This window comes from Bradyrhizobium sp. RD5-C2 (genome assembly GCF_019972155.1).
Taxonomy (GTDB): Bacteria; Pseudomonadota; Alphaproteobacteria; order Rhizobiales; family Xanthobacteraceae; genus Bradyrhizobium.
In genome coordinates this window covers 221,560-243,795 of the sequence record NZ_BOVL01000059.1, presented here as the reverse complement: position 1 = coordinate 243,795, position 22,236 = coordinate 221,560, and the positions used below count along the sequence as shown (strand labels likewise).

Below are 22,236 nucleotides of genomic sequence, written 5' to 3'. Positions count from 1 at the left end.
CATGTGGGTCACGAGCACTTCGACGCGGGAAGCGCCCAACGGTCATTGTTGGTTCGGACGGATACATCATCCTCGCGACCATACATAGTCGCAGATCGACCTGATCTACTGCTGAGAAAGGTCAAGGCTCTGGAAAGAGCCTCGACAAAGGTCGATGTCGGATAGCCCGCCATCTTCGCCGAGCGCGGTCAGGCGCTTGCGAGCTCGGCCGACCGCATATATCGGCCGTTCTCGTACAGAAGGGGAGCGATCTTCTCCGAGACCAAAACTCGATCGACTGCGCCAATAATCACCGAGTGAGTTCCAAAAGGAAGGACCTTCTGCGCGGACGCCACTATGTTGGCTTGAGCGTCCGTCAGAATGGGAATTCCGTCGAACGAGAGGCTCCAGTCCCCAACACCGAAGCGGTCCCGCCCCTTCAGCTTTCCGCCAAAAGTCGCGGATATCTCCTGTTGGTCGATCCGGAGTACGTTGACGCAAAAGCGTCCACTCTCAACCAGGGGATTGTGGATGGCCGCCGCTCCGTTCACGCAGACCAGGACAGTCGGAGGATCCGCGCAGACGGAAGTGATTGCAGTCGCAGTCATGCCGAACCACTCGCCGTCTCGTGTGCAGCTCACGACAGACACGGTTGCGGTCAGTCGCCGCATGGCTGATTTGAAATCGACCAGAGGTGCGTTCATGTCGTCCTCCCGATCGAACCGCCAACAAAATCCGGTTCGAGTGGAAACGTGATGATCGTTACGCCGGCGGTCGCATAGTTGGGCACATCGGCCGCCGCCGCCTCTCCTTCCGGAGAGGCGAGCGCCGCCCGCAGCGAGGCCTCGTCGTCGAATTCGCACTCAACGACCGCATAATATGGCGACGGCTGGGATCCGGCTTCGACGCCGAATCCGTACCGAAGCGATCGAAGTTTGGGGAACTTGGCGACCAGCGGAAGATGAACTTTCACGAGGTGACTTCGAAAATCCTCTTCCGACTTTGGCGGATGATAAAGCGCGATGAGCCTATGCATTGAATCCCCCTGCTAGTACGGCTGAATCAGTTCTTCGATGCCGAACAGCGCACGGCCATAGATAAGGCTCGCCATTTCCGGGTGGACGAACGCGTGCCTGCTGGCGATCTCGCTGTCCCGCCAGATCCGCTGTAGCGGGTTCGCAAGGGCAAAGCTTCCTGCACCGTTCACGCTGAGGAGTTTATTGATGGACTCGCGGCACAGCTTGGCGGCGTGACCCGTGTCCATACGGACCCGTGCGCGTGTCATCAGGTCGAGCTTCTCGCGCCGGAGCGCGGCGCCGTCAATGTCGGCGCAGGCTCGTGCGACGAGCAGATAGGCGGAGTCGATGTCGCACATTGCTTCCGCCAATTTGATCTGGTGCGCGGGAGATTGGCGGGCTTCGCTGAACACCGTGTACGCGACGGGCTTCCCGGCCCCCTTCTGGAGGGTCAGATCTACCGCATGTCGCGCCAGCCCGATTTGGACAGCCACGAGAACGATCTCGGCGACCGGCACGAACGAAGCATGGTAATTCGGCTCGTCGGCCCACTCGCGCGCATAGTTCTCGGCTGCCATGTCAGCGAAAGCTTGTACCCGGTGGTCGGGGACAAATACGTTATCCGCAACCAGCGTATTGCTGCCTGACGCCCGCATTCCGGCCACATGCCAGGTGTCGCGAATTGTGAGGTCGCTTAGCGGTATGAGGGCGAGCGCAGTGATCGGCGAACCATCGGCGTTCTCTCCGATCTTGATGCCCAAGGTACCCCATTGTGCATGCAGAGAACCTGAGCCGTACCACCATTCGCCACTCACGCGATATCCGCCATCAACGCGCTCCGACTGCACCGGCATCGTAAACACACCGCAAACCCTGGCGCCAGGCGTCTTGCCAAACACCTCTGCTTGGGCGCGTTCAGAGAACAACGTCGCGAACCACGTACAGACATTCAGAAGCGCGACAGCCCAACCGGTGCCGCCGTCCGCCCGACCGATCTCCGAAACGGCATCGATGAAGGTTCGGAAGTTCGCGCCGGCGCCTCCGAGACGCTCCGGCACCGCGATGTGGAACAGCCCTTCGCGTTGCAACGCAGCAATGGTCTCATCACCTACGCGGCGCGCGTCCTCGGCGGCTTGCGAGTTCGCCTTGACCAAGGACTGCAATCGCGTGGCGCGCTCGACGATTGACTTTTGAGGTCCCAGCGGATCGATATACGAGGCAGTTGGCTCGGAAACATTCGACTGTTGAGCGACTGAGTGCACAGGCATCTCCTCCTGATGTTGCTTTGATAGTGGCGCGACCCGTCGGCGTGACGATGCGCACAACTCTCGTAAGCAGAAGGTGTGCCAACACTGAAAACTGTTCGTACTCGTTTGAGTTTACTAAGCGATTCGAAATGTGGTCCCCTTGGACTGTCGACGGATGGTGGTTGAAAATAGCCAATCTCAACGGCTCGATCGGCTGAAGTCAGCCATGTTGGAGATCGATCATGGCGAGATACCTGGCGGCTAGTGCGTAAATGTCGGGAGAAGGGAGAACGTAGTGTCGCGGTTCACAAGCTTCGCGTTGAAAGAGAACATCGCTGATCGGACTGGCACCGGTTCATCCGCGCGAAGCAGCGTCTTGCCCGACATCTCCGATCTGAGTGCGTGCGTCCACTTCTCGCCTCACGACGGGCAGATCTGGTTGGCTGACCAAAGAGCCGTGCTTCTGAATCTGGACGCCATGGTGGCGCTGCGCCGCGAACTGATCGAGGCGAACGGCCCCCTGAAAGCCAGGCAAATTCTGTTTCGCATGGGGCATGCTGCGGGAACGCGGGAAGCGCAGGTCGCGATGAAGGTTCGCGTAGATCGCCCGCAGATTGACGCGTTTCTTGTAGGGCCGCAACTTCACGCGTTGCGTGGCGAAGTCTTCGTTGAGCCAGTCAACATAGAAGCAAACGTCGAAACCGGAGAATACTTCAGCGAACTTACATGGCGCAATTCTGCCGAGGCTGAAGCTCATGCTGCCTCGTTTGGTGGAAGCTCTGAACCGGTTTGCTGGATGCAGATTGGCTACGCGTCCGGCTATACGAGCGCCATCATGGAACGGGCGATCTTGTTCAGAGAGGTGGAGTGTATCGCCTGTGGGTCCCCACAATGCCGGATCGTTGGAAAGCCTGTCGAGGAGTGGCCGGAAGATTATGCGGCGCAATTCATGCCTCGCCGATCATTTACGGGAAAGCGGGTTGGCCCCTCGATCGACGCGAGGGCGGCAGAAAAACCGGTCAGCTCCAACGTCGTAGGTACTTCGCCCGGATTCCTCGGCGCGTGGCATCTCCTACGGTGCGTCGCGCCTCTGGACACAACCGTGCTTCTTCTTGGCGAAACGGGGGTCGGAAAGGAGATCTTCGCGCGCGCCCTGCACAGCGCGAGCTCGAGGTCAAAAAAACCACTCTACAGCATCAATTGTGCGGCTTTTCCTGAAACGCTGATCGATGCGGAGCTCTTCGGCGTGGAGAGAGGTGCGTACACCGGCGCGCACCAGGCGCGAGAAGGGTGGTTCGAAGCCGCCGATGGAAGCACGCTTTTTCTGGACGAGATCGGGACGCTAAGCTCAACTACCCAAGCGAAGCTCCTGAGAGTGCTGCAGGAGGGACAACTGAGCCGTATCGGGGGCACCAAGACCAAGCAGGTCAACGTGCGTGTGGTCTGCGCGACAAATCTGGACCTTGATGCCGAAGTGGCAAAGGGCACGTTTAGGGCGGATCTGCTGCACCGATTGAATGTCTTTCCGATAAAGCTCCCGCCTCTCAGGGACAGGCGGGACGACATCCCCCTGCTTGTCAGTCATTTCCTCCATAGGTTCAACAAGAAGACCGGGAGGCACGTGACCGGCTTTACGGCCGAAGCGATTGAGGCACTTCTGGTCTACGAATTTCCTGGCAACATCCGCGAGCTCGAGAACATGGTGGAGCGTGCTGCGATCTTAACTCATGACGAGGAGCCCATAAGTCTATTTCATCTCTTCAGTCACTCGCAGATATCCAATCGAACGGTCTTCAAGCCCCAAACTACGGGGAAGCTTGGCGCTCTTTCGTACGCAGACGAGCAGATCGCAACCGGCGATCCAACCGAGTTCGTGATCCCTCGCAAACTGTCTCTTGGAGAAATCGAAAAGTTAGCAATCCAGAAAGCGCTGGCCTCATGTAAGGGAAATATCTCAGAAGCGTCCCGAACCTTGGGAATCTCTCGGTCGAAGCTGCGCTACTACATTCAAAAGCAGCAAAGCCGGTCTCAGTGATTCCGGGTGAGCGGGAGCTCCGCGTCACCGTCTCTCGCCGTCCGCGCGGAAGCTCCCTCTTATCCCAACCTTCTTCCCGCACGCGGGGACAAGGAGAAGGCCAACACGCGCCAGCGGAAGAACGTCGTATCGGGCGGCGGCGACAGATCGGGGGTCCAGCCGCTGATCTTCTCCAGCGCATAGGTATCCATCACCATGCCGCGCCAGCTCCGCGTCACGCGCTCCAGTGGCTGGCGCACCGCTGATGTCTCGCTCCATAGCGGCAGGTTGTTCTCGGGCTCGCGCCCGACATAGATGCCGACGTGATCGCGGATCTTGCTCAAGCCTGGATCGGCAAAGCCCTGGAAGCGGCCGCGCTCATTGACCTCGATCACCGGCACCCGCCCGCGCAGCATCCAGCGCAGCATCGCATAGGTACGATAATCCGTGGTCGCGACCCAGGTCGCGCCGGTCGCCTGCACCTGCAACAGGGTGTGCGCGGCCACCACATCATAGCCCGCCTCGGTGCCGATCGGATCGGTGCGGCCGATCAGATTCCACGGCGCGAACATGTAATAGAGGAAGACGCAGACGACGAAGACGATGCCCGACGTGATCGCGCTCCGCGCCCACGAGACGGTCGATTTGATGAGCCCGAGCGACCAGCCCTCGAACGGCATCCGGGTGACGTTGATGGCAACCGCCGCGAAGCCCGCCGGCCACAGGAACATCGGCCAGGTGTCGCCGACCCGCAAGGTCAGCGACTTCCAGAGGAAATAGGCGAACGGCACCAGCACCGCGGTTGCCAGCAGGATCGCGACCGGCTCGCGCCTGAGATAGCCGCGCCACGCCGTCAGCACTGTCCCGAACAGCGTCACCGGCAGCAGCACGAAGCCGACCAGGCCGAATTGCATGCCGATGAACTCGCCGAGCGTGCGGAAGGTGAGGTCTCGCTCGGCGGTGGCGCGCACCGCCTGGAAGCGGAACGAGGCCCAGTCGTGCTCGGCGTTCCAGATCAGCACCGGCGAGAACACGACGATCGCGATCAGCGCGGCGAGGTAGGGATACGGGCTGCGCAGCCAGCGCCAGCGCCAGTCCGGCACCAGCGCAAAGGCGAGCACCGCCGGCGCGAACATGATCGCAGTGAATTTCGACAGCAGCGACAGCCCGGCAAACAGCCCCGCGGCCAGCCACCAGCGCCCCTCATTGCTCTGCGCGAGCCGCACCAGCGACCACAGCATCGCCACCGAAAACGGGATCAGCGCGGTGTCCGGCGCGACCTTGGCCATTAACAATCCGTAATACAGCGCCGCCTCCGGCAGCAGCAGCGCGAGCATCACGGCGCGGACATTGTTCGATGTCACGCGGCGGACGATATCGGCGAGCAGGAGCTGGGTCGCCAGCATAGCCACGATGCCACCGAGGCGGACGCCGAGATTGGTGTCGCCGAGAACAGCTGTGCCAAAACGGATGAACCAGGCGACCATCGGGGGATGGTCGAGGAAGGACAGCACGTTTTCCTTCGACCAGGTCCAGTAATAGGCCTCGTCGGTGCGCAGATCGAGCGCATGGGCATAGACCAGCCGCATCGCGGTCATGGCGACGATCACGGCGATGACGCCACGCCAATCCGGCGCGCGCGAACGGGCCGGCTTGACGCTGATGTTATCGGCTCCGGATTGGGCTGGGGCTATCGTCACGGCGCTTTTTGTTCGACTCTTAACGGAGTGTCAACGTGCCGCACGGCCAGCTACCACGGCCCACCCGGACCCGCGGTGGTGTTCAGCGCGGGAATTAAGCACTAGAATTGCTGATATGAATCACATGGCCTCCCCCTCGCGCGAACATTTGCAGGACATGGCCCGCGGCATCGGCCAGCGGCAGGTTCGCCTGGTCACGGGGGCGATCATGTTCGCCTACCTGATCAGCCATTTCCTCAACCACGCACTCGGCAATATCTCGACCGAGGCGATGGCGATCGGGGTGCATTACCACACCGAGTTCTGGCAGTTCCTGCCGGTCGCGATCGTGTTCTACTCGGCCTGCCTGGTACATACCGGCCTCGGCATCTGGGCGCTGTATCAGCGCCGCGAGTTCCACTGGAAGGCGATCGAGCCGCTGCAGCTCACGCTCGGCCTCAGCATCCCGATGCTGATCGTCGCGCACGTCGTCGGCGTGCGGCTCGGCCAGACCCTGTACGGACACGAGAAGCTCTATCCGCAGGAGCTGTACACCTTCTTCATCGCCTCGCCGAACCGGCTCTGGACGATGCTGGCGGTGCTGGTAATCGCCTGGGTGCATGGCTGCATCGGCCTGTATTTCTGGCTGCGGCTGCGGGCATTCTTTACGCGCGCCGCACCGTTCCTGCTCGCGACGGCCGTGCTGATCCCGACGCTGGCGATGCTCGGCATCTATCAGGCCGGCCGCGCCACCATCGCCGACTATCAGGATCCGGACTGGAGGCGCGAGGAGCTCTCGGTCCAGAAGCTCGGCACGGCTGCCCAGGGGAGCACGCTCGAGAGGATCACCGATGACCTGACGATCGGCTATCTCGGCCTGCTCTGCCTCGTGCTGCTCGCGCGCGGCGCGCGTGCGCTGCTGGAACGCCGCGGCGGCATGATCGCGCTGTCCTACGGCAACGGCCGCACGCTGCGGGTACCCAAGGGACTGAGCGTGCTGGAAGCGAGCCTGCGCTACAACGTGCCGCATGCCAGCGTCTGCGGCGGCCGCGCGCGCTGCTCGACCTGCCGCATCCGCATCATCGGCGATCACGCCCAACTGCCCGAGCCGTCGCCGCGCGAAGCCTTCGTGCTGCACCGGGTCGGCACCGACGATCCGTCGATCCGGCTGGCCTGCCAGCTGCGGCCGACCGGCGACCTGACCTTCTTCCAGCTGTTCCTGCCGCACACGATGTCGGCGAACGCGCACGCCGCCAATCCGACGCGGGTCGGCCAGGAGCGCTATCTGGTCAGCATGTTCGTCGACATGCGCGGCTCGACGCAGCTTGCCGAGAAACGGCTGCCGTTCGACACCGTGTTCATCGTCAACCGCTTCCTCGGTGCGGTGTCGCAGGCGGTGCTGGAAGCCGGCGGACGGCCCAACCAGTTCATCGGCGACGGCATGCTGGCGCTGTTCGGGCTCAGCACCGACCGGCAGGTGGCCTGCCGCCAAGCGCTGCGCGCGGCGGCGCTGATCGCAACCAATATCGACGAGCTGAACCAGTTCCTCAGCCACGATCTGCGCGAGCCGATCCGATTCGGCATCGGCATCCATGGCGGCGAGGTGATCGTTGGCGACATCGGCTATCGCGACCACATGGTGTTCACCGCGCTCGGCGACGCCGTCAACGTCGCGGCACGGCTGCAGGATATGACGAAGGCGCTGGCCTGCGAGGCGGTGATCTCCGACGAGGTACGTGCCACCGCAGGGCTCGCCGACGATGCCCTGCCGGCGCAAGAGGTCGTGATCCGCGGCCGCAACGAGCCGATGACCGTGCGTACCGTCGAGGCGACGCGCGTCCTATCCGCGCTGGTCGACGACCGGCGTGCCGTCGCCGCCTGACCGGGTTCACCTTCCCTTTCGCTCAATGTGACCTGCCGCACATCCGAAGCTGCGCTCAGCAGAGATGCTCGAACGTGCCCGGTGCCGGATGCGACTGACTGGCGATGGGTAACACTGCAACCGCGCCGCGACAGAGTTCAACGCGCATCTGAAGGAGACGACCATGCATCGCAAAGTCACGCTTGCTCTCGCGACTGCTGCAACGCTTGCTGCCGCCGCGCTGGCGCCGACCTCGGCTTCGGCCAAGCCGTTCTTCTGGCATCCGTACCACCATCACTTCTGGGGCGGCCCCGGCATCTCCGTCGGCTTCGTCGACTCCGGCTGCTACGTCACCCGCCTGGTGATGACGCCCTACGGCTATCGCTATCGCACCGTAAACGTCTGCTACTGATCGCACCTTCGATCCGGATGGAAATGCCCCCGGTCGCCTGACGCGGCCGGGGCTTTTCGTTGTTGCGTCGCAACGCTGGTGGACGCTGCGAAAGCTCAATTGACTTGCAGTTGCCCGATGCGACATTTGTCGCCGCGCGCATTCCATGATGCGAAGGCGCGCAAGCCAAGGTGAGCCTGGTGATGACCAGCTCACGACAGAACAGCTTCGGAGGAAGCGGAATGCTCGATCGACGAGACTTGATGAAGCGTGCCGGGTTGGCCGCTTTGGTGACGGGGCTGGGATCAAAGGGCGCATTCGCCCTCGACACCGTGACGCTGCCCTTCGGAAATGGCGAACGGCCGCTGGTGCGCTACCCGCAGAAGCGCCCGATGATCGGCCTGACCGCCCGGCCGCCGCAGCTGGAAACGCCGTTTGCGGTCTTCAACGACGGTCCGCTCACGCCGAACAACGCGTTCTTCGTCCGCTATCACCTCGCCGGTGTCCCCTACGATCTCGATCCGGACAAATTCACGCTGGAGATCAAGGGCAAGGTCGACAAGCCGCTGAAGTTGTCGCTGAAGGAGATCCGGAAGCTCAAAGCCACCGAGCTTGTCGCCGTCAACCAGTGCTCAGGCAACAGCCGCGGCTTCTTCAATCCGCGCGTCGCCGGCGGTCAGCTCGGCAACGGCGCGATGGGCTGTGCACGCTGGCACGGCGTGCCGCTGAAGACCGTGCTCGACATGGCCGGCGTGCAGGCCGGCGCCAAGCTGGTCACCTTCAATGGCATGGACGGTCCGGTGATGGACACCACGCCTGACTTCGTGAAGGCGCTCGACATCGACCATGCGCGCGACGGCGAGGTGATGCTGGCCTGGGGCATGAACGGCGAGGATTTGCCGTTCCTCAACGGCTTCCCGCTCCGCCTCGTGGTGCCCGGCTATTACGGCACCTATTGGGTGAAGCACCTCAACGAGATCACCGTGATCGACAACGTCTTCGAGGGCTTCTGGATGAAGTCGGCCTACCGGATTCCGGATACGCCGAACAATGCGGTCGAGCCCGGCACCGCACCAAAGGCGACGATCCCGATCAACCGCTTCACGGTGCGCTCGTTCATCACCAGCGTTGCCGACGGCGCCAAGCTGAAGGCCGGCCGCACCACGCTGCGCGGCTTCGCCTTCGACGGCGGCAAGGGCATCAAGGAGGTCGTGGTCTCGACCGACGGCGGCAAGAGCTGGACACCGGCCAAGCTCGGCAAGGACCTCGGCAAATACGCCTTCCGCGAATGGAAGCTGAAGGTTGCGCTGCCGGCCGGCGCCTCGGAGCTGAAGGTGCGCGCCACCAACAATGCCGGCGACACCCAACCGATGGACCCGTTGTGGAATCCGGCCGGCTATCTGCGCAATGTCGTCGAAACCGTGCGCGTCACCGCGGCGTGAGGAGAAGCACCATGACCAGCAAGCTGCTTGCCTCCCTCGCCGCGATCGCCGTGCTCTCGATCGGAGCTACGATGGCCGCGCCCGTCAACTATACGCTTCCCGAGGAGACCGCGGCCTTCAAGCCGGGTCCCAACCTCGACGTGGTGCAGAACAACTGCACCGCCTGCCACTCGGCCGACTACATCAAGACCCAGCCGCAGGGCGAGAAGTTCAAGAAAGACTTCTGGCAGGCCGAGGTGACCAAGATGATCAAGGTCTACGGCGCGCCGATTGACCAGGTCGACGTCGGCAAGATCGTCGAGTATCTTTCCACGACCTATTGAGACGCGGCCAATCGATCCCCCGCGCGCTGGCAGAAGGCCCGCGCGCGGGCGCCCTTGATCCAATTCGGTTCACTGGAACCGATCTTTTTTGCAGCGCATCAATTGACCACGAAACAGGCAATCCGGCAGCAAAACCCCGCAAAGCAGGTTGTTTCCTGGCAAAAGCACACCGCGGTTTGATCTACCCAGCTTTTTTCAAACTGCTATCCTGTGCGGTACGGACAAGCCGGTTTGTGCGGGGACCGACTGGTCTGTTTTCGATTGATTCCGCGGAGACGACTGGAATGCCCAAAGGTACAGTGAAGTGGTTCAACCCGACCAAGGGTTACGGATTCATCCAGCCCGCATCGGGCGGCAAAGACATTTTCGTGCATATTTCAGCAGTTCAGAAGGCCGGTCTTCAGAGCCTCAACGAAGGCCAGTCTGTTGAGTACGAAGAAATTGCCAATCGCGGCAAGACATCAGCCGAGAACCTCAAGGTCTAGCGCACCGCGCCAGGTCCAGCGGCGCACTCTCGGACACGATCCGGGAGTGAGGGCCGATCCAACATCACACGACGTGACGTTCGGCGGGGCGGGCACGGCGCCCGCGCGCCACGGCGTTGAACTTTTTTCGATCGCCTTGGAACGCGCGCGGCACGAACGCTCAGCCGTTCAGTCTTCCGTGACCCATTTGGCGACGGTCATGACGTCAGGCGGTTGCAGATAGCCGCGGGGCCAGAGATCGACGGCCCATTCCACCTTGGTGGCGCGTTCGAGCAGAACGGCGGTGTTGTGCGGCGTTTGCCCCAACGAAAATCCACGATAGTGGGGATCGCCGACGTCGTGGAACTTGAACAGGTTCCACGACTGCATCACCAGCATCAGGCTGGTCGTGTTCCGCGTGGTGTCCCAGCAATCGAAATTGTGCTTGTCGTCGTTGGCGCGGAAGTCCGCTTTCGCCACGCGCTTGTCGGTGCCGAGGATCGGCCCCATCCGGCGATCGAACCAGATCACGGCCTTTTGCACGGCCGCACGTTCGGCGGCGGCGTTGGCACGGCCCGTGGCCATGATCCTGGTCAAAGCCGCCCTGTCCGCTGCGCCGAAGTCGAGCATCTCGCGGCGCCGGCAGACGAAGCCGTAGCATACCGTCATCGCCGAGGCCGACGGCGGATAGATCGAGACCGACGTATAGAGCTGCATGATGCCGGAGCTGTACTCGGCCGCGCGGGACGGCGTCATCGCGAACAGCGACAAGACGGCTGCGCATATCGCGCCGGCAGCCCCGGTTCGCTTCGCAGGTATCGGCGGATTGGCATCGTCCATGTCGCGGCCCCCAACTGACGGGACAATTATCGCGGGTGCGTTGCGATGCCAAGACATCCTGCGCATGGCTGTGGATCAGATCCGGCGCATATCATCCGACCGGAAGCGGCGCGTCGCGCTTGACTTCCTCCATCACCGCGTAGGTTCGCGTCTCGCGCACGCCCGGCAGTGCCAGTAGGGTCTCGCCGAGAAATCTGCGATAGGCGGTCATATTGGCGACGCGGGCCTTGACCAGATAGTCGAAGCCGCCGGCCACCATGTGGCACTCCAGCACTTCCGGCGCGGTCTGGACCGCCTTGGCGAAGCGCTCGAACACATCGGGCGTGGTCTTGTCGAGCAGCACCTCGACGAACACCAGGAGGCCGAGGCCGAGCCGATGCGGGTTGAGCCGCGCGCCATAGCCCTCGACGAAGCCGTCGCGCTGCAGCCGCTTCAGCCGTTCGCCGACCGAGGTCGGCGACAGGCCGATCCTCTCGGCCAGTTCAACATTGGCAATCCGGCCATCCCCTTGCAGGATCGAGAGGATTTTGCGGTCTATCTTGTCTATCTCTGTCATATCCACGGCAATACATGAAATGATCCGGATTTTCTAAGGCAAATCGGTTAATTTGTCTATCGAACTGCGGTGCGACCAAGCGTAGGTGTTCCCGTGCAATCCCAAGGAACCGCCCGCCAAGGAACCATCATGCCAGACCCGCTCCCGCCGCCGTTCAGCGCGCCCTACGCCCCCGGTGACACCGCGATCGCCGGCCGCCTGCGCCAGGACGCCAGGCTTGGCGACGACCAGGAGGCGAGGGTCGACCGCACCGCGCGACGCCTGATCGAGGCGATCAGGGCCAACGACGATCCGCTCGGCGGGGTCGAGGACATGCTGCGCGAGTTCGCGCTGTCGACCAAGGAGGGCCTGGCGCTGATGGTGCTGGCGGAGGCGCTGCTGCGGGTGCCCGACGCGCGCACCGCCGACCAGTTCATCGAGGACAAGCTCGGCCAGGGCGACTTCGTCAACCACGAGACAAAATCGAGCGCCTTCATGGTCAACGCCTCGGCCTGGGCGCTCGGCATGTCGGTCCGCGTGATCCAGCCCGGTGAAACACCGCAGGGAACGATAGGTCGGCTGACCAAGCGGCTCGGCGCGCCGGCGGTGCGCGCCGCAACCCGGCAGGCGATGCGGCTGATGGGCAGCCATTTCGTGCTCGGCGAGACCATCGAGGCGGCGCTGTCGCGGGCGCAATCGCACACAGCGCGCGGCTCGCGCTATTCCTTCGACATGCTTGGCGAGGGCGCCCGCACCGCCGACGATGCCCGCCGCTATTTCGAATCCTACGCCCGCGCGATCGACGCGATCGGCAAGGCCGCCGGCGATCAGCCCCTGCCCGACCGGCCCGGCATCTCGGTCAAACTCTCCGCGCTGCATCCGCGCTTCGAGGCGGTGAGCCACGCTCGGGTGATGACCGAGCTGGTGCCACAGCTGATCGATCTCGCGCGCCGCGCCAAGGCGTTCGACCTCAACTTCACCGTCGATGCCGAGGAAGCCGACCGGCTGGAGCTGTCGCTCGACGTCATCGCCGCGGCCTTCGCCGATCCATCGCTTGCCGGCTGGAGCGGCTTTGGGCTTGCGGTCCAGGCCTACCAGAAGCGCGCCGTTGACGTGATCGATTATATCGATGCGCTCACGCGCGCGCTCGACCGCAGGATGATGGTGCGCCTGGTCAAGGGCGCCTATTGGGACACCGAAATCAAGCGTGCGCAGGAGCGCGGGCTCGACGGCTATCCGGTGTTCACCCGCAAGGCGATGACCGATCTGAATTACATCGCCTGCGCGCGAAAGCTGCTCGGCTTACGGCCGCGGCTGTTTCCGCAGTTCGCCACCCACAATGCGCTCACGGTCGCAACCATCCTCGAACTCGCTGACGATCCCACGAGCTTCGAATTCCAGCGGCTGCACGGCATGGGCGAAGCGCTCTACGCACAGCTCGGCGACGACAGGCCGGAGATCGCCCATCGCACCTATGCGCCGGTCGGCAGCCACCGCGACCTGCTCGCCTATCTGGTGCGCCGGCTGCTCGAGAACGGCGCCAACTCGTCGTTCGTGGCGCTGGCGGCTGACAATCGCGTCTCCATCGTGGACCTGTTGCGCCGCCCGGCCGAGATCATCGGCGCCGACACCAACGCTGCTCACTCCGGAATTCCGTTGCCGGCCGATCTCTACCGGCCGCAGCGCGAGAATTCGCACGGCATCGAATTCGGCGAGCGAACGGCGCTCGACGCGCTGACGTCTTCGATTGCCGTCGAACCCAAGGCGGCGCCTGGCATGGTCGCGACATCGACGGTCGAACAGGCGAACGCCGCGGTCGCTGCCGCCCGCGGTGGCTTCAAGGCCTGGAACAGCACGCCGGCCGCCCAACGCGCGGCGATCCTCGACAAGGCCGCTGACCTGCTCGAGCAGCGCCGCGCGCACTTCCTCGCCTTGCTGCAAAGCGAAGGCGGCAAGACACTCGACGACGCACTCTCCGAGGTCCGCGAGGCGATCGACTTCTGCCGCTACTATGCAGCGATGGGCCGGAACCTATTCGGACAGGGCGAGGCGATGCCCGGGCCGACCGGCGAAAGCAACATGCTGGAGCTGCGCGGCCGCGGCGCATTCGTCGCGATCTCGCCATGGAATTTCCCGCTCGCGATCTTCCTCGGCCAGGTGACAGCGGCGTTGATGGCGGGCAACGCGGTGATCGCAAAGCCGGCCGAACAGACGCCGCAGATCGCAGCCGAAGCCGTCGCGCTGCTGCATCAAGCGGGCGTGCCAAAATCGGCGCTGCATCTGGTTCAGGGCGACGGCACGGCCGGTGCCGCGCTGGTCAGCCATCCCGCCATTGCCGGCGTGGTCTTCACCGGCTCGACGGAGGTGGCGCGCGCGATCAACCGGACGCTGGCCGCCAAGGATGGACCGATCGTGCCGCTGATCGCCGAGACCGGCGGCATCAACGCGATGATCGTCGATGCCACCGCGCTGCCCGAGCAGGTCGCCGACGATGTCGTCACCTCGGCGTTCCGTTCCGCCGGCCAGCGCTGCTCGGCGCTGCGGCTGCTGTTCGTACAGGACGACGTCGCCGACCGCATGATCGAGATGATCGCGGGCGCCGCGCGCGAACTGAAGATCGGTGATCCCATGCAACCGTCGACGCATATCGGCCCCGTGATCGATGCCGAGGCCAAGCAGCGGCTCGACGCGCACATCGCGCGGATGAAGCAGGAAGCGCGGGTGCATCTCGCCGGCGAGGCGCCGGCCGGCAATTTCGTCGCGCCGCATATCTTCGAGCTGTCCGCCGCGAGCCAGCTGCGTGAGGAGGTGTTCGGCCCGATCCTGCATGTCGTGCGTTACCGTGCCGAGCGGTTCGGCGACGTGCTGGCGGCGATCGAGGCGACTGGATTTGGGCTGACGCTCGGCATCCACTCACGCATCGACGACACGATCGAGCACGTGATCGACCGTCTTCAGGTCGGCAACATCTACGTCAACCGCAACATGATCGGCGCGGTCGTCGGCGTGCAGCCGTTCGGTGGCAGCGGCCTCTCCGGCACCGGCCCGAAGGCCGGCGGCCCGCATTACCTGACGCGTTTCGCCACCGAGCAGACGGTGACGATCAACACCGCCGCCGCGGGCGGCAATGCCGCGCTGATGGCGGGGGTGGAGTAAGCGCTTCACCCTCCCCTGGAGGGGGAGGATCGGCTCACGATGAGCGAAGCGAATGAGAGACGGGGTGCGGTGATCTCTCAACACAGGCACTGTTCACGTGGCGAGACCGTCACCCCACCCCGTATCGCATCTCGCTTCGCGCGATGCGATACGACCCTCTCCCTCCAGGGGAGGGTGAAGCGAGGGTAAGAAAGTGCCGTTGCATCGTGCCCCTGACATGGGTCAAATGGCGGTCCGATCGGGATCATCGCTTGCGATTATTCCAGCTACCGGAAAAACACCAACAAGCGCCACGGGAGCGACGGCACGATGGAAAAAGGCATTTTTGACGGGCTCAAGGTCCTGGACTGCGCGAGTTTCATCGCGGCGCCCGCGGCCGCCACCGTGCTGTCCGACTTCGGCGCCGACGTCATCAAGATCGAGCCGCCCGGCGCCGGCGATCCCTACCGCAATCTGCCCAATTTGCCCGGCTATCCCGCAAGCGAGCACAATTTCGCGTGGATGCTCGAGGCCCGCAACAAGAAGAGCCTCGCGCTCGACCTCACCAAGCCTGACGCGCGCGAGGTGCTCTACAAGCTCGTCGCCGAGGCCGACGTGTTCATCACCAACATGCCGCCGCAGGTGCGGGCGAAGCTCGGTATCACCCACGATCATCTCGCCCATCTCAACGACCGGCTGATCTATGCCTCGTTCACCGGTTACGGCGAGAAGGGCGAAGAGGCCAACAAGCCGGGCTTCGACTCCAACGCCTATTGGGCCCGCTCCGGCCTGATGGACCTGGTGCGCGCCGACGAGGACACCACGCCGGCCCGTTCGGTGGCCGGCATGGGCGATCACCCCTGCGCGATGGCATTCTATGGCGCGATCGTCACCGCGCTGTTCCAGCGCGAGAAGACCGGCAAGGGCTCGCATGTCTCGACCAATTTGATGGCCAACGGCGTCTGGGCTAACGGCGTGCTGGCGCAGGCCAAGCTCGCCGGCGCCAAGTTCAAGAAGCGCAAGCCGCGCGAAGAGGCGCTCAACGCCGTCACCAACCACTACAAGTGCAAGGACGGCCGCTGGCTGATCCTGTCGCTGCTGAACGAGGACCGGCAGTGGCCGACCTTGGCGCGCTGCATGGGCCGCGAGGACCTCGTCGCCGATGCGCGCTTCGCCACCAAGGCGGACCGCCATGCGCGCTCGGTCGAGCTGATCAAGATCTTCGACGAGGTGTTCGCCGGCAAGGACCTCGCCGAATGGCGCAAGATCCTCGACGGCAACGGCCTGGTGTTCGGCGTCGTCGGCATCCTCGACGACATCCCGAACGACAAGCAGATGATCGAGAACGAGGTGCTGGTGCGCTTTGAGAACGACACCATGTTGACCGTCAACAGCCCGATCTTCATCGATGGCGCCAAGAAAGTGCAGCCGCGCAAGCCGCCCGAAGTCGGCGAGCATTCCGACGAGATCCTGCGCCAGGCCGGCTATGACGAGGCCACGATCCAGAAGCTGCGCGCCTCCGGCGCGGTGGCGTAAGGCCGCCCGACGCGACGGCCCGCTAGGCCCTTGCGCCGATCAGGCTCCTGATCAGCGCAAGCAGGCTCGCTGCCATCTCTCGCCGAAATCCGCGACGGGGGTTTGCGAGTTGTTGCAGCAGCATTCCGATCAGCGCGGACACGAACAATTCCGCATGCCGGCGCGGCTCTGCTGAGCCGCCCGCGCGCAAGGCGAGCTCGGCGCTTTGCCGCAAGACACCGAACCACTCTTCGACCACGGTCCGGTAGCGCTCGCTGCGCGCTGCGGCCAGGAAGGCTTCGTAGCAGGCGATGTGGATCTCGGCCCGCGTCTTCAGCTCGTGATCGTACCAGCCCACCAGGGATTCCAGCCACGCCTCGACATCGAACGCCTTGCCTTGCAGGCTGAGCGCCAGCGCTTGCAGGCGGCCGGTCTCGCGGGCCAGGGCGAAACGAAGGGCGCCGTCGATCAGCGCGTCGCGTGTCTTGAAGTGATGGGTGATCGCGCCGAGCGACAGGCCCGCCTCCGCCGCCACCGCCCGGTGGGTCACGCCGTCGAGGCCCTTGCGCCCGATGATCCGAAGCGTCGCTTCCATCACCGGACGCTCGCGGCCTCCGCTCTCCGGTTCGCTGCGCTTCATCGATTGCCGCTCAGTCCTGCCATGCAGAATCAACAGAACAAATGTTCTGTTTTGCGGAATATACGTATCGTCGAGTAAATCGACAAGCATCTGAGGACCTCGACGATGCCCCGTTACCGCCTGCATTACTTCCCGGAATCCGGCAACAGCTACAAGCTCGCGCTGATGCTCACGCTGTGCGGCAAGACGTTCGAGCCGGTGTGGACCGATTTTGGCGGCGGCATGACCCGGACCGCGCAATGGCGCGCCACCGTCAACGAGATGGGCGAGATTCCGGTGCTCGAGGTCGACGGTGAGCGCCGCACCCAGACCGCGCCGATCCTGCTGCAGCTTGCCGAGCAATACGGAAAATTCGGCGGCGAAACGCCGGCGGAGAAGTTCGAGCTGCTGCGCTGGCTGTTCTGGGACAACCAGAAGCTCTCCGGCTACATGGCGACCTATCGCTTCATGCGCACCTTCACGGCGTCAGCCGATCCGAAGGTGCTGAAGCATTTTCGCGCGCGGCTCGACGACTTCCTCGGCATTCTCGACCAGCACGTCGGCAACAACGCCTTCATGATCGGAGAGCGGCCGACGGTGTCGGATTTCTCGATGATGGCCTATCTGCATTATCCCGGCGACGAGACCGACTACGATTTTGCGACCAGCCATCCCAACATCAGCGCCTGGCTCGGCCGCATCGCCGCCCTGCCCGGCTGGAAATCGGCCTATGACCTGCTGCCCGGCCCGCGCCTGAAGCACTATGTGTAGGAAAATCAGCGCTTCAACCAGGACCAGACAACGGCCACAACGATAATGCCGATGATGACCGCGAGCCCGATCGCCCAGCTGCTGACGCGGACGGCGCTCACCGCCTGACGCTCGGCCTCGTTGGCCGCGATCTCGCGGTTGCGCTGCTTGTCCTGCTCGGGAGCACTCATCGGCCGGTCTCCGCTCAAGGGCTGGGCTGTTCGGGTCGTGGTCGCGAACCACAATGTAGCATCAAATAATGACGCGCAGCCGCTTCGGTTCCGGCTGGAATCACCGCCCCTTCACGAAGCACATGCCCATGCGGGAGGTCTTCCCCGCGACCTGGCAGGCGAGGCCCTCGGCGCAGGTCCAGCCGCGAAAGCTGCGGTCGGTCTCGGCCGGCCTTTCGCCCGGCAGATAGCAGTGTGCGCCCCAGCCATCGCTGTATTCGGTACCGGCAAGCTCGGCGCTGGCGCGCAACTGCGGCCGGTTGGAGAAGCCGCGCGAGAAGTCCGGCGCCTTGCCGTCGCGGAAGCTTGTGAGGATGTCGCGGCGGCGAGGTTGATCGGCGAAGAAATGCGGCGAGGCTGGCACCACGGTGGAGTTCGACGGCTTTGCCGCCATCCAGTCGACGCCGGGGAAATGGAAGCCGCCAATGCCGCGGGTCTGGTGGCAGCCGGCGCAGGTGACGTCGTTGAGGCGGCGCTCGAAGCCGGCCAGCGACTTGATGTTTTGCAGATTCGTCCCGTCCGCCGCGGCCTTCTGCAATGCGCCGACCACGTCACCTTCCGAGAACACCGCCGGGCCGGCCGTCCCCTCGCCCTGCACCATCCCGAACTCAGGCTCCAAAGCGCTGACGTCGAAACCGGTCGGCGTCGGTGCGACCGCGCCGGTTGCAAGGAAGCGATCGGGGATCAGCAGGGTGCCGCGATCGAGCTCGGCAAAATGCCTGGGATCCAGCAGCCATGCCTTGAAGTCGCGCTTCAGCGCCTCGTCGGCCAGAATGCGATCGCGATCGATCTGGTTCTCCAGCGGCGCCTCGGCAAAGCGTTTTGTCGTGCCATCATAGTCGAACACTTTCAGGAGATAGTCGGTGCGGAAGTCGCGCACCGCGGATTTCGGCGCGTGAGCGATCTGCAGATTGGTCTCGATGCGGTCGATATTCCGGGCATCGATCAGGTCGAGCGGGCCGTCCTTGCCGAACAGCCTGTCCATCGCCGGCGGTGCGCTTGCGGTCGCGAGCCAGCGCCGCGCGAGGTCGCGGCAGGTCAGCGACACGTCGTTGCCGTCGCCCTTTGCCTTCAGCACCAGGTTCAGCGTCATCGGCAGCCGCTGCGACACCGCGTTCTCGCCGATCAGCGGCACGTCGGTGCGGGTCAGCCGATAGATCAGCCGGATCTCGCCGCAATCTTTCGGCGCCACATAGGCGCGATCCATGCGGTTGACGATGCCTGACAGCACGAAGCGAACGTCAGCGGATTCAAACAGCCCGCGATCGAACAGCTGGAACGCAAAGCCGTCGCCGACGCCGATGCTCTCGTTCGGCAGGCCTGCCTCGTGCTTCGCGACATAGCCATTGAACTCGCGATCGAGCGCCTCGCGCACCGGCACCATCGCAGGCAACCCGAACAGATCGCGGTTCGACAGCGGCGTGTCGGCGGAACGTTCCGGCGAGAGCATCCGGCCGAGGCCAAAGCGGTCATGATCGAGCTCGCGCAGGATCGCGGGATCGATCACCGCCGCGCCGCGCTCGAGCGCGCGATCATCCGCTGCGCGTGCGGGCACGGCGCCACCGAGCAGAACGGACATCACCAGGAGGCATTTCAGCACGCGGCTCATGCCCCACTAACACCGCACGGCAAACCCTATTCAAGAAAAAAGGCGCTTCACATCGCGGTGAAGCGCCTTGGTATCGTCGCGTTTCGCAGATCAGCGGGAGACGATCAAGCCTTTGCTGGTGACCACCACCCAACGGCCGTCCTGCTTGCGGATCGCGTCGACGCGGCCGAGGCCGGGGATGGGATCGCCGGCGTAAACCTCGTAGATGCCGCCGCGGCCTTCGATCAGTGCGCCGCCATTGCCGACGTCGCGCAGCGACCAGCCGTCGACCACCGGCATACGGCCGACCTCCGGCCTGGGGGCGGCCGGTGCTGCCGCGGCAGTCGCCGGCGGGATCGAGCCGGTCACCTCGCGGGCCGGCGTCGTGGCAGCGACGGCCGTCTGCGGGGCGCGGAGCTTATCGACGGTCTCGCTGAGCTTGTTGAGCTTGGCGATCGGCTCGGCCTGGGCCTTCTCGACCTTCTCGATCCGGTCGCTGGCCTTGCTGAACTGGGCCTGGCCGGCCTTGGCGGTCTGCTCCACGCTGGCCTTGAGCGCCGTGATCTCGGATTCGATCCGGGCGAGCGCGGCGTCGGCCGCTTCCTTGGCGGCAGCGTCCTTGGCACCGTCGTTGGCAGCCACATCCCTGACGGAGGCAGCGGCGGGCGCGGCGAGATGGCCGAGCCCGGCGGTCGCGAGCGCGCCGCCGATGGCCCCTGCCACGGTCGCCAGCGCAATCACGGCGGCCATGGCCCCGAACCGGCGCGTGCCGGCCGGTTTGCCTGCTGTCTTGGCGCCCTGCTCGGAGGCGGATGCCTCGTGGTCCCAGGTCCGGTCACCGGGCGCCATGATCATCAGCTTGCCCGGGAAACGCGGCTCTTCCCGCTTGCCGGTCTCGACCTTGGGCACGTCCATGTTGGTCGGCTCGATCTTCGCGTCGATCTTGGCCTCAATCATGGGATCGAGCCGGGAGGGCTCAGCCTTCGGGGATTCAACCTTCGGCGCGTCCATCCTGGGCGCGTCGGCCTTTGGCGAGGTCTCTTCCTGCTCGGGCGCAAGCCTGGGAGCCTCGACACCGGCCGCCGCCACCACGGGCTCGCTCTTCGCCGCCGTCTCGGCGCCGGCTTGACCGCTGACCGGCTCGCTCTGCTGCTCACTCACGTTCAAAGTCTCCAGACTGGGTTGACAATTCGGTAACTTTTATTGCTTGCGAAATGGTTACCCCACGCCGCCATTACCTAAATTTTAGGGAGTTTTCCGGGCCGGATTTGGGCGATGTTGCCATGCGGCAATCTGCGTCAGCTCCGTTTGCGCGCGGCGTTTTCCCGACTAACATACCGCCGTCTTCCAGCCAGAAGGCAGGAGAGCGCCATGACGATCGAGAAGTGCATCAACGAATTTGATGTCGATGACGTCATTTTTGAGGAAGGCTCGACCGGCCGCGAGCTGTTTGTCGTGCTCGACGGCACCGTCGACATCGCCAAGACCGATGGCGGAAACAAGACGGTCATCGTCAGCCTCGGCAAGGGCGAGTTTTTCGGCGAGATGGCCGTGATCGACGGCTCGGCGCGCTCCGCAACCGCGATTGCCTCCGCGCCCGCGACGCGGGTGATGCGGATCAACCACGCCCGCTTCGTCTATCTGGTCAGCCAGCAGCCAGCCTTCGCGCTGATGGTGATGGATGCGCTCTCGAAACGCCTGCGCGCATCCAACGCCGTCACCTACCGAGCGGCGGCCACCCCATGAGCGAGCGCAAGCCGAGCCCGTTCAAGACGCTGTTCGAGGCCGACGTCGCCACGCTGATCCAGGCGGCCGACGACGTCTACCAGATCCGCTTCAAGAACCGCGCGGCGAACGCCTATCTCGTGCGCGGCAGCAAGCGCACCATCATGATCGACGTCGGACTGTCGACCAACTATCCGTCGCTGGTCGCCTGTCTCGACCATCTCGGCATAACGCCGGGGATGATCGACATGGTGGTGCTGAGCCACGAGCATCTCGATCATATCGGCGCGGCCTATCATTTCCATGGCTCAGCCTACATCGCCGCGCACCGGCTCGCCGCCAACAAGATCATGCTGCGCGACGACTTCTCGATGCTGCGCAAGATGTTCAACGAGCCGAACGTGCCGATCGACATCGACATCTGGCTCGAGGAAGGCAATCTGATCGACCTCGGCAATTTCCGTCTCAACGTGATGTACACGCCGGGCCACACCTCGGCCTGCATCTCGCTGTTCGATCAGGACAAGGGGCTGTTGTTCGCCGCCGACACGCTGATGCCCGGCGGCGTGATGGGCGGCGTGTTCGGCTCCGGCTCGATTGCCGACTACATCCAGTCGCTGGAGCGGCTGAAGGGCCTCAATTCGAAGATCCTGCTGTCGGGTCATGGCCGGCTGTCCGACACGCCGCAGGACGACGTGCGGATCGCGCTCCAGCGCTCGCATGCCCTCCTCGAGGACACCGCGCAGTTGTTCGACGCGCTCGATGCGCGGTCGAATTTCGAGCCGATCATGCAGTCGGTGCGCGATCTCAACAAGCTCGACGATTGACGCTCGGCCCCGGCAAGCCGCCCGTTGTGGCCCGCCATCACTTTGCACTAGGATCG

General features: G+C 64.1%; 21 protein-coding genes. 11 read left to right on the top strand and 10 right to left on the bottom strand.

Annotation, left to right across the window (positions count from 1 at the left end; all coding sequences use genetic code 11):
• Positions 1-188: 188 nt before the first annotated feature.
• The 3 genes from BraRD5C2_RS38295 to BraRD5C2_RS38285 are packed head-to-tail and all read right to left on the bottom strand — an operon-like array spanning position 189 to position 2,257.
• A complete protein-coding gene (locus BraRD5C2_RS38295) occupies positions 189-683 on the bottom strand; it encodes a flavin reductase family protein (protein WP_223977496.1) in 495 nt (164 codons plus the stop codon).
• Positions 680-1,015 (bottom strand): EthD family reductase, encoded by a 336-nt coding sequence (locus BraRD5C2_RS38290; RefSeq protein ID WP_223977494.1) that lies wholly within the window; start codon positions 1,013-1,015, stop codon positions 680-682. The genes BraRD5C2_RS38295 and BraRD5C2_RS38290 overlap by 4 nt, the downstream gene beginning before the upstream one ends.
• 12 nt (positions 1,016-1,027) lie before the next feature.
• The gene (locus tag BraRD5C2_RS38285) at positions 1,028-2,257 is read right to left on the bottom strand and encodes an acyl-CoA dehydrogenase family protein (RefSeq protein WP_223977492.1); all 1,230 of its coding nucleotides are present in this window, start codon (positions 2,255-2,257) and stop codon (positions 1,028-1,030) included.
• A 280-nt stretch (positions 2,258-2,537) separates the two neighbouring features.
• On the opposite strand from BraRD5C2_RS38285, the gene BraRD5C2_RS38280 reads away from it, so the two are divergent.
• On the top strand, positions 2,538-4,277 hold the full coding sequence (locus BraRD5C2_RS38280; protein ID WP_223977490.1) for a sigma-54-dependent Fis family transcriptional regulator: 1,740 nt from the start codon (positions 2,538-2,540) through the stop codon (positions 4,275-4,277).
• Positions 4,278-4,336: 59 nt separating this feature from the next.
• On the opposite strand, the gene BraRD5C2_RS38275 is transcribed toward BraRD5C2_RS38280, so the two are convergent.
• Positions 4,337-5,854: a glycosyltransferase family 39 protein gene (locus tag BraRD5C2_RS38275; protein ID WP_223977603.1), complete on the bottom strand. Its 1,518-nt coding sequence runs from the start codon at positions 5,852-5,854 to the stop codon at positions 4,337-4,339.
• A 226-nt stretch (positions 5,855-6,080) separates the two neighbouring features.
• Here BraRD5C2_RS38275 and BraRD5C2_RS38270 point away from each other — a divergent pair, with 226 nt between their 5' ends.
• From BraRD5C2_RS38270 to BraRD5C2_RS38250, 5 genes are all read left to right on the top strand, one after another.
• The gene (locus BraRD5C2_RS38270; RefSeq protein ID WP_223977487.1) at positions 6,081-7,817 is read left to right on the top strand and encodes an adenylate/guanylate cyclase domain-containing protein; all 1,737 of its coding nucleotides are present in this window, start codon (positions 6,081-6,083) and stop codon (positions 7,815-7,817) included.
• A 163-nt stretch (positions 7,818-7,980) separates the two neighbouring features.
• Complete coding sequence (locus tag BraRD5C2_RS38265) at positions 7,981-8,208, top strand: hypothetical protein (RefSeq protein ID WP_223977483.1); 228 nt, start codon at positions 7,981-7,983, stop codon at positions 8,206-8,208.
• Between the two features lie 221 nt (positions 8,209-8,429).
• Positions 8,430-9,629 carry a SorA family sulfite dehydrogenase catalytic subunit gene (gene sorA / locus BraRD5C2_RS38260; protein ID WP_223977479.1) on the top strand — a complete coding sequence of 400 codons (1,200 nt, stop codon included), beginning with the start codon at positions 8,430-8,432 and terminating at the stop codon, positions 9,627-9,629.
• Between the two features lie 11 nt (positions 9,630-9,640).
• Entirely contained in the window at positions 9,641-9,952 is a 312-nt protein-coding gene (gene sorB / locus BraRD5C2_RS38255) for a SorB family sulfite dehydrogenase c-type cytochrome subunit (protein ID WP_223977476.1), read from the top strand.
• A gap of 284 nt (positions 9,953-10,236) precedes the next feature.
• Positions 10,237-10,437, top strand: a complete 201-nt coding sequence (locus BraRD5C2_RS38250) for a cold-shock protein (RefSeq protein ID WP_163149424.1) — start codon at positions 10,237-10,239, stop codon at positions 10,435-10,437.
• A gap of 168 nt (positions 10,438-10,605) precedes the next feature.
• Here BraRD5C2_RS38250 and BraRD5C2_RS38245 read toward each other — a convergent pair whose 3' ends face one another.
• Together BraRD5C2_RS38245 and BraRD5C2_RS38240 are read right to left on the bottom strand one after the other, a co-directional pair.
• Positions 10,606-11,256 carry a hypothetical protein gene (locus BraRD5C2_RS38245; protein WP_223977473.1) on the bottom strand — a complete coding sequence of 217 codons (651 nt, stop codon included), beginning with the start codon at positions 11,254-11,256 and terminating at the stop codon, positions 10,606-10,608.
• Positions 11,257-11,347: 91 nt separating this feature from the next.
• Positions 11,348-11,812, bottom strand: a complete 465-nt coding sequence (locus tag BraRD5C2_RS38240; RefSeq protein WP_223977468.1) for an Lrp/AsnC ligand binding domain-containing protein — start codon at positions 11,810-11,812, stop codon at positions 11,348-11,350.
• Positions 11,813-11,941: 129 nt separating this feature from the next.
• On the opposite strand from BraRD5C2_RS38240, the gene putA reads away from it, so the two are divergent.
• Positions 11,942-14,947, top strand: coding sequence for a bifunctional proline dehydrogenase/L-glutamate gamma-semialdehyde dehydrogenase PutA (gene putA / locus BraRD5C2_RS38235; protein ID WP_223977466.1), 3,006 nt, complete (start codon positions 11,942-11,944; stop codon positions 14,945-14,947).
• A gap of 309 nt (positions 14,948-15,256) precedes the next feature.
• Positions 15,257-16,462 carry a CaiB/BaiF CoA transferase family protein gene (locus BraRD5C2_RS38230; protein ID WP_223977463.1) on the top strand — a complete coding sequence of 402 codons (1,206 nt, stop codon included), beginning with the start codon at positions 15,257-15,259 and terminating at the stop codon, positions 16,460-16,462.
• A 22-nt stretch (positions 16,463-16,484) separates the two neighbouring features.
• Here BraRD5C2_RS38230 and BraRD5C2_RS38225 read toward each other — a convergent pair whose 3' ends face one another.
• Complete coding sequence (locus BraRD5C2_RS38225; RefSeq protein WP_223977460.1) at positions 16,485-17,207, bottom strand: TetR/AcrR family transcriptional regulator; 723 nt, start codon at positions 17,205-17,207, stop codon at positions 16,485-16,487.
• Here BraRD5C2_RS38225 and BraRD5C2_RS38220 point away from each other — a divergent pair.
• Positions 17,187-17,831: a glutathione S-transferase family protein gene (locus tag BraRD5C2_RS38220; protein WP_223977457.1), complete on the top strand. Its 645-nt coding sequence runs from the start codon at positions 17,187-17,189 to the stop codon at positions 17,829-17,831. The genes BraRD5C2_RS38225 and BraRD5C2_RS38220 overlap by 21 nt on opposite strands.
• 5 nt (positions 17,832-17,836) lie before the next feature.
• Here the strand turns inward: BraRD5C2_RS38220 and BraRD5C2_RS38215 are convergent, their stop codons facing one another.
• The 3 genes from BraRD5C2_RS38215 to BraRD5C2_RS38205 all read right to left on the bottom strand — a co-directional run bounded on the left by BraRD5C2_RS38215 (position 17,837) and on the right by BraRD5C2_RS38205 (position 20,795).
• A complete protein-coding gene (locus BraRD5C2_RS38215; protein ID WP_223977455.1) occupies positions 17,837-18,001 on the bottom strand; it encodes a hypothetical protein in 165 nt (54 codons plus the stop codon).
• 100 nt (positions 18,002-18,101) lie between these two features.
• On the bottom strand, positions 18,102-19,649 hold the full coding sequence (locus BraRD5C2_RS38210; protein ID WP_223977453.1) for a hypothetical protein: 1,548 nt from the start codon (positions 19,647-19,649) through the stop codon (positions 18,102-18,104).
• A 90-nt stretch (positions 19,650-19,739) separates the two neighbouring features.
• Positions 19,740-20,795: a hypothetical protein gene (locus tag BraRD5C2_RS38205; protein ID WP_223977451.1), complete on the bottom strand. Its 1,056-nt coding sequence runs from the start codon at positions 20,793-20,795 to the stop codon at positions 19,740-19,742.
• A gap of 204 nt (positions 20,796-20,999) precedes the next feature.
• On the opposite strand from BraRD5C2_RS38205, the gene BraRD5C2_RS38200 reads away from it, so the two are divergent.
• Positions 21,000-21,374: a Crp/Fnr family transcriptional regulator gene (locus tag BraRD5C2_RS38200; RefSeq protein WP_223977449.1), complete on the top strand. Its 375-nt coding sequence runs from the start codon at positions 21,000-21,002 to the stop codon at positions 21,372-21,374.
• A complete protein-coding gene (locus tag BraRD5C2_RS38195; protein WP_223977447.1) occupies positions 21,371-22,180 on the top strand; it encodes an MBL fold metallo-hydrolase in 810 nt (269 codons plus the stop codon). Before BraRD5C2_RS38200 ends, BraRD5C2_RS38195 begins: the two co-directional genes overlap by 4 nt.
• The last annotated feature ends 56 nt before the right edge of the window (positions 22,181-22,236 follow it).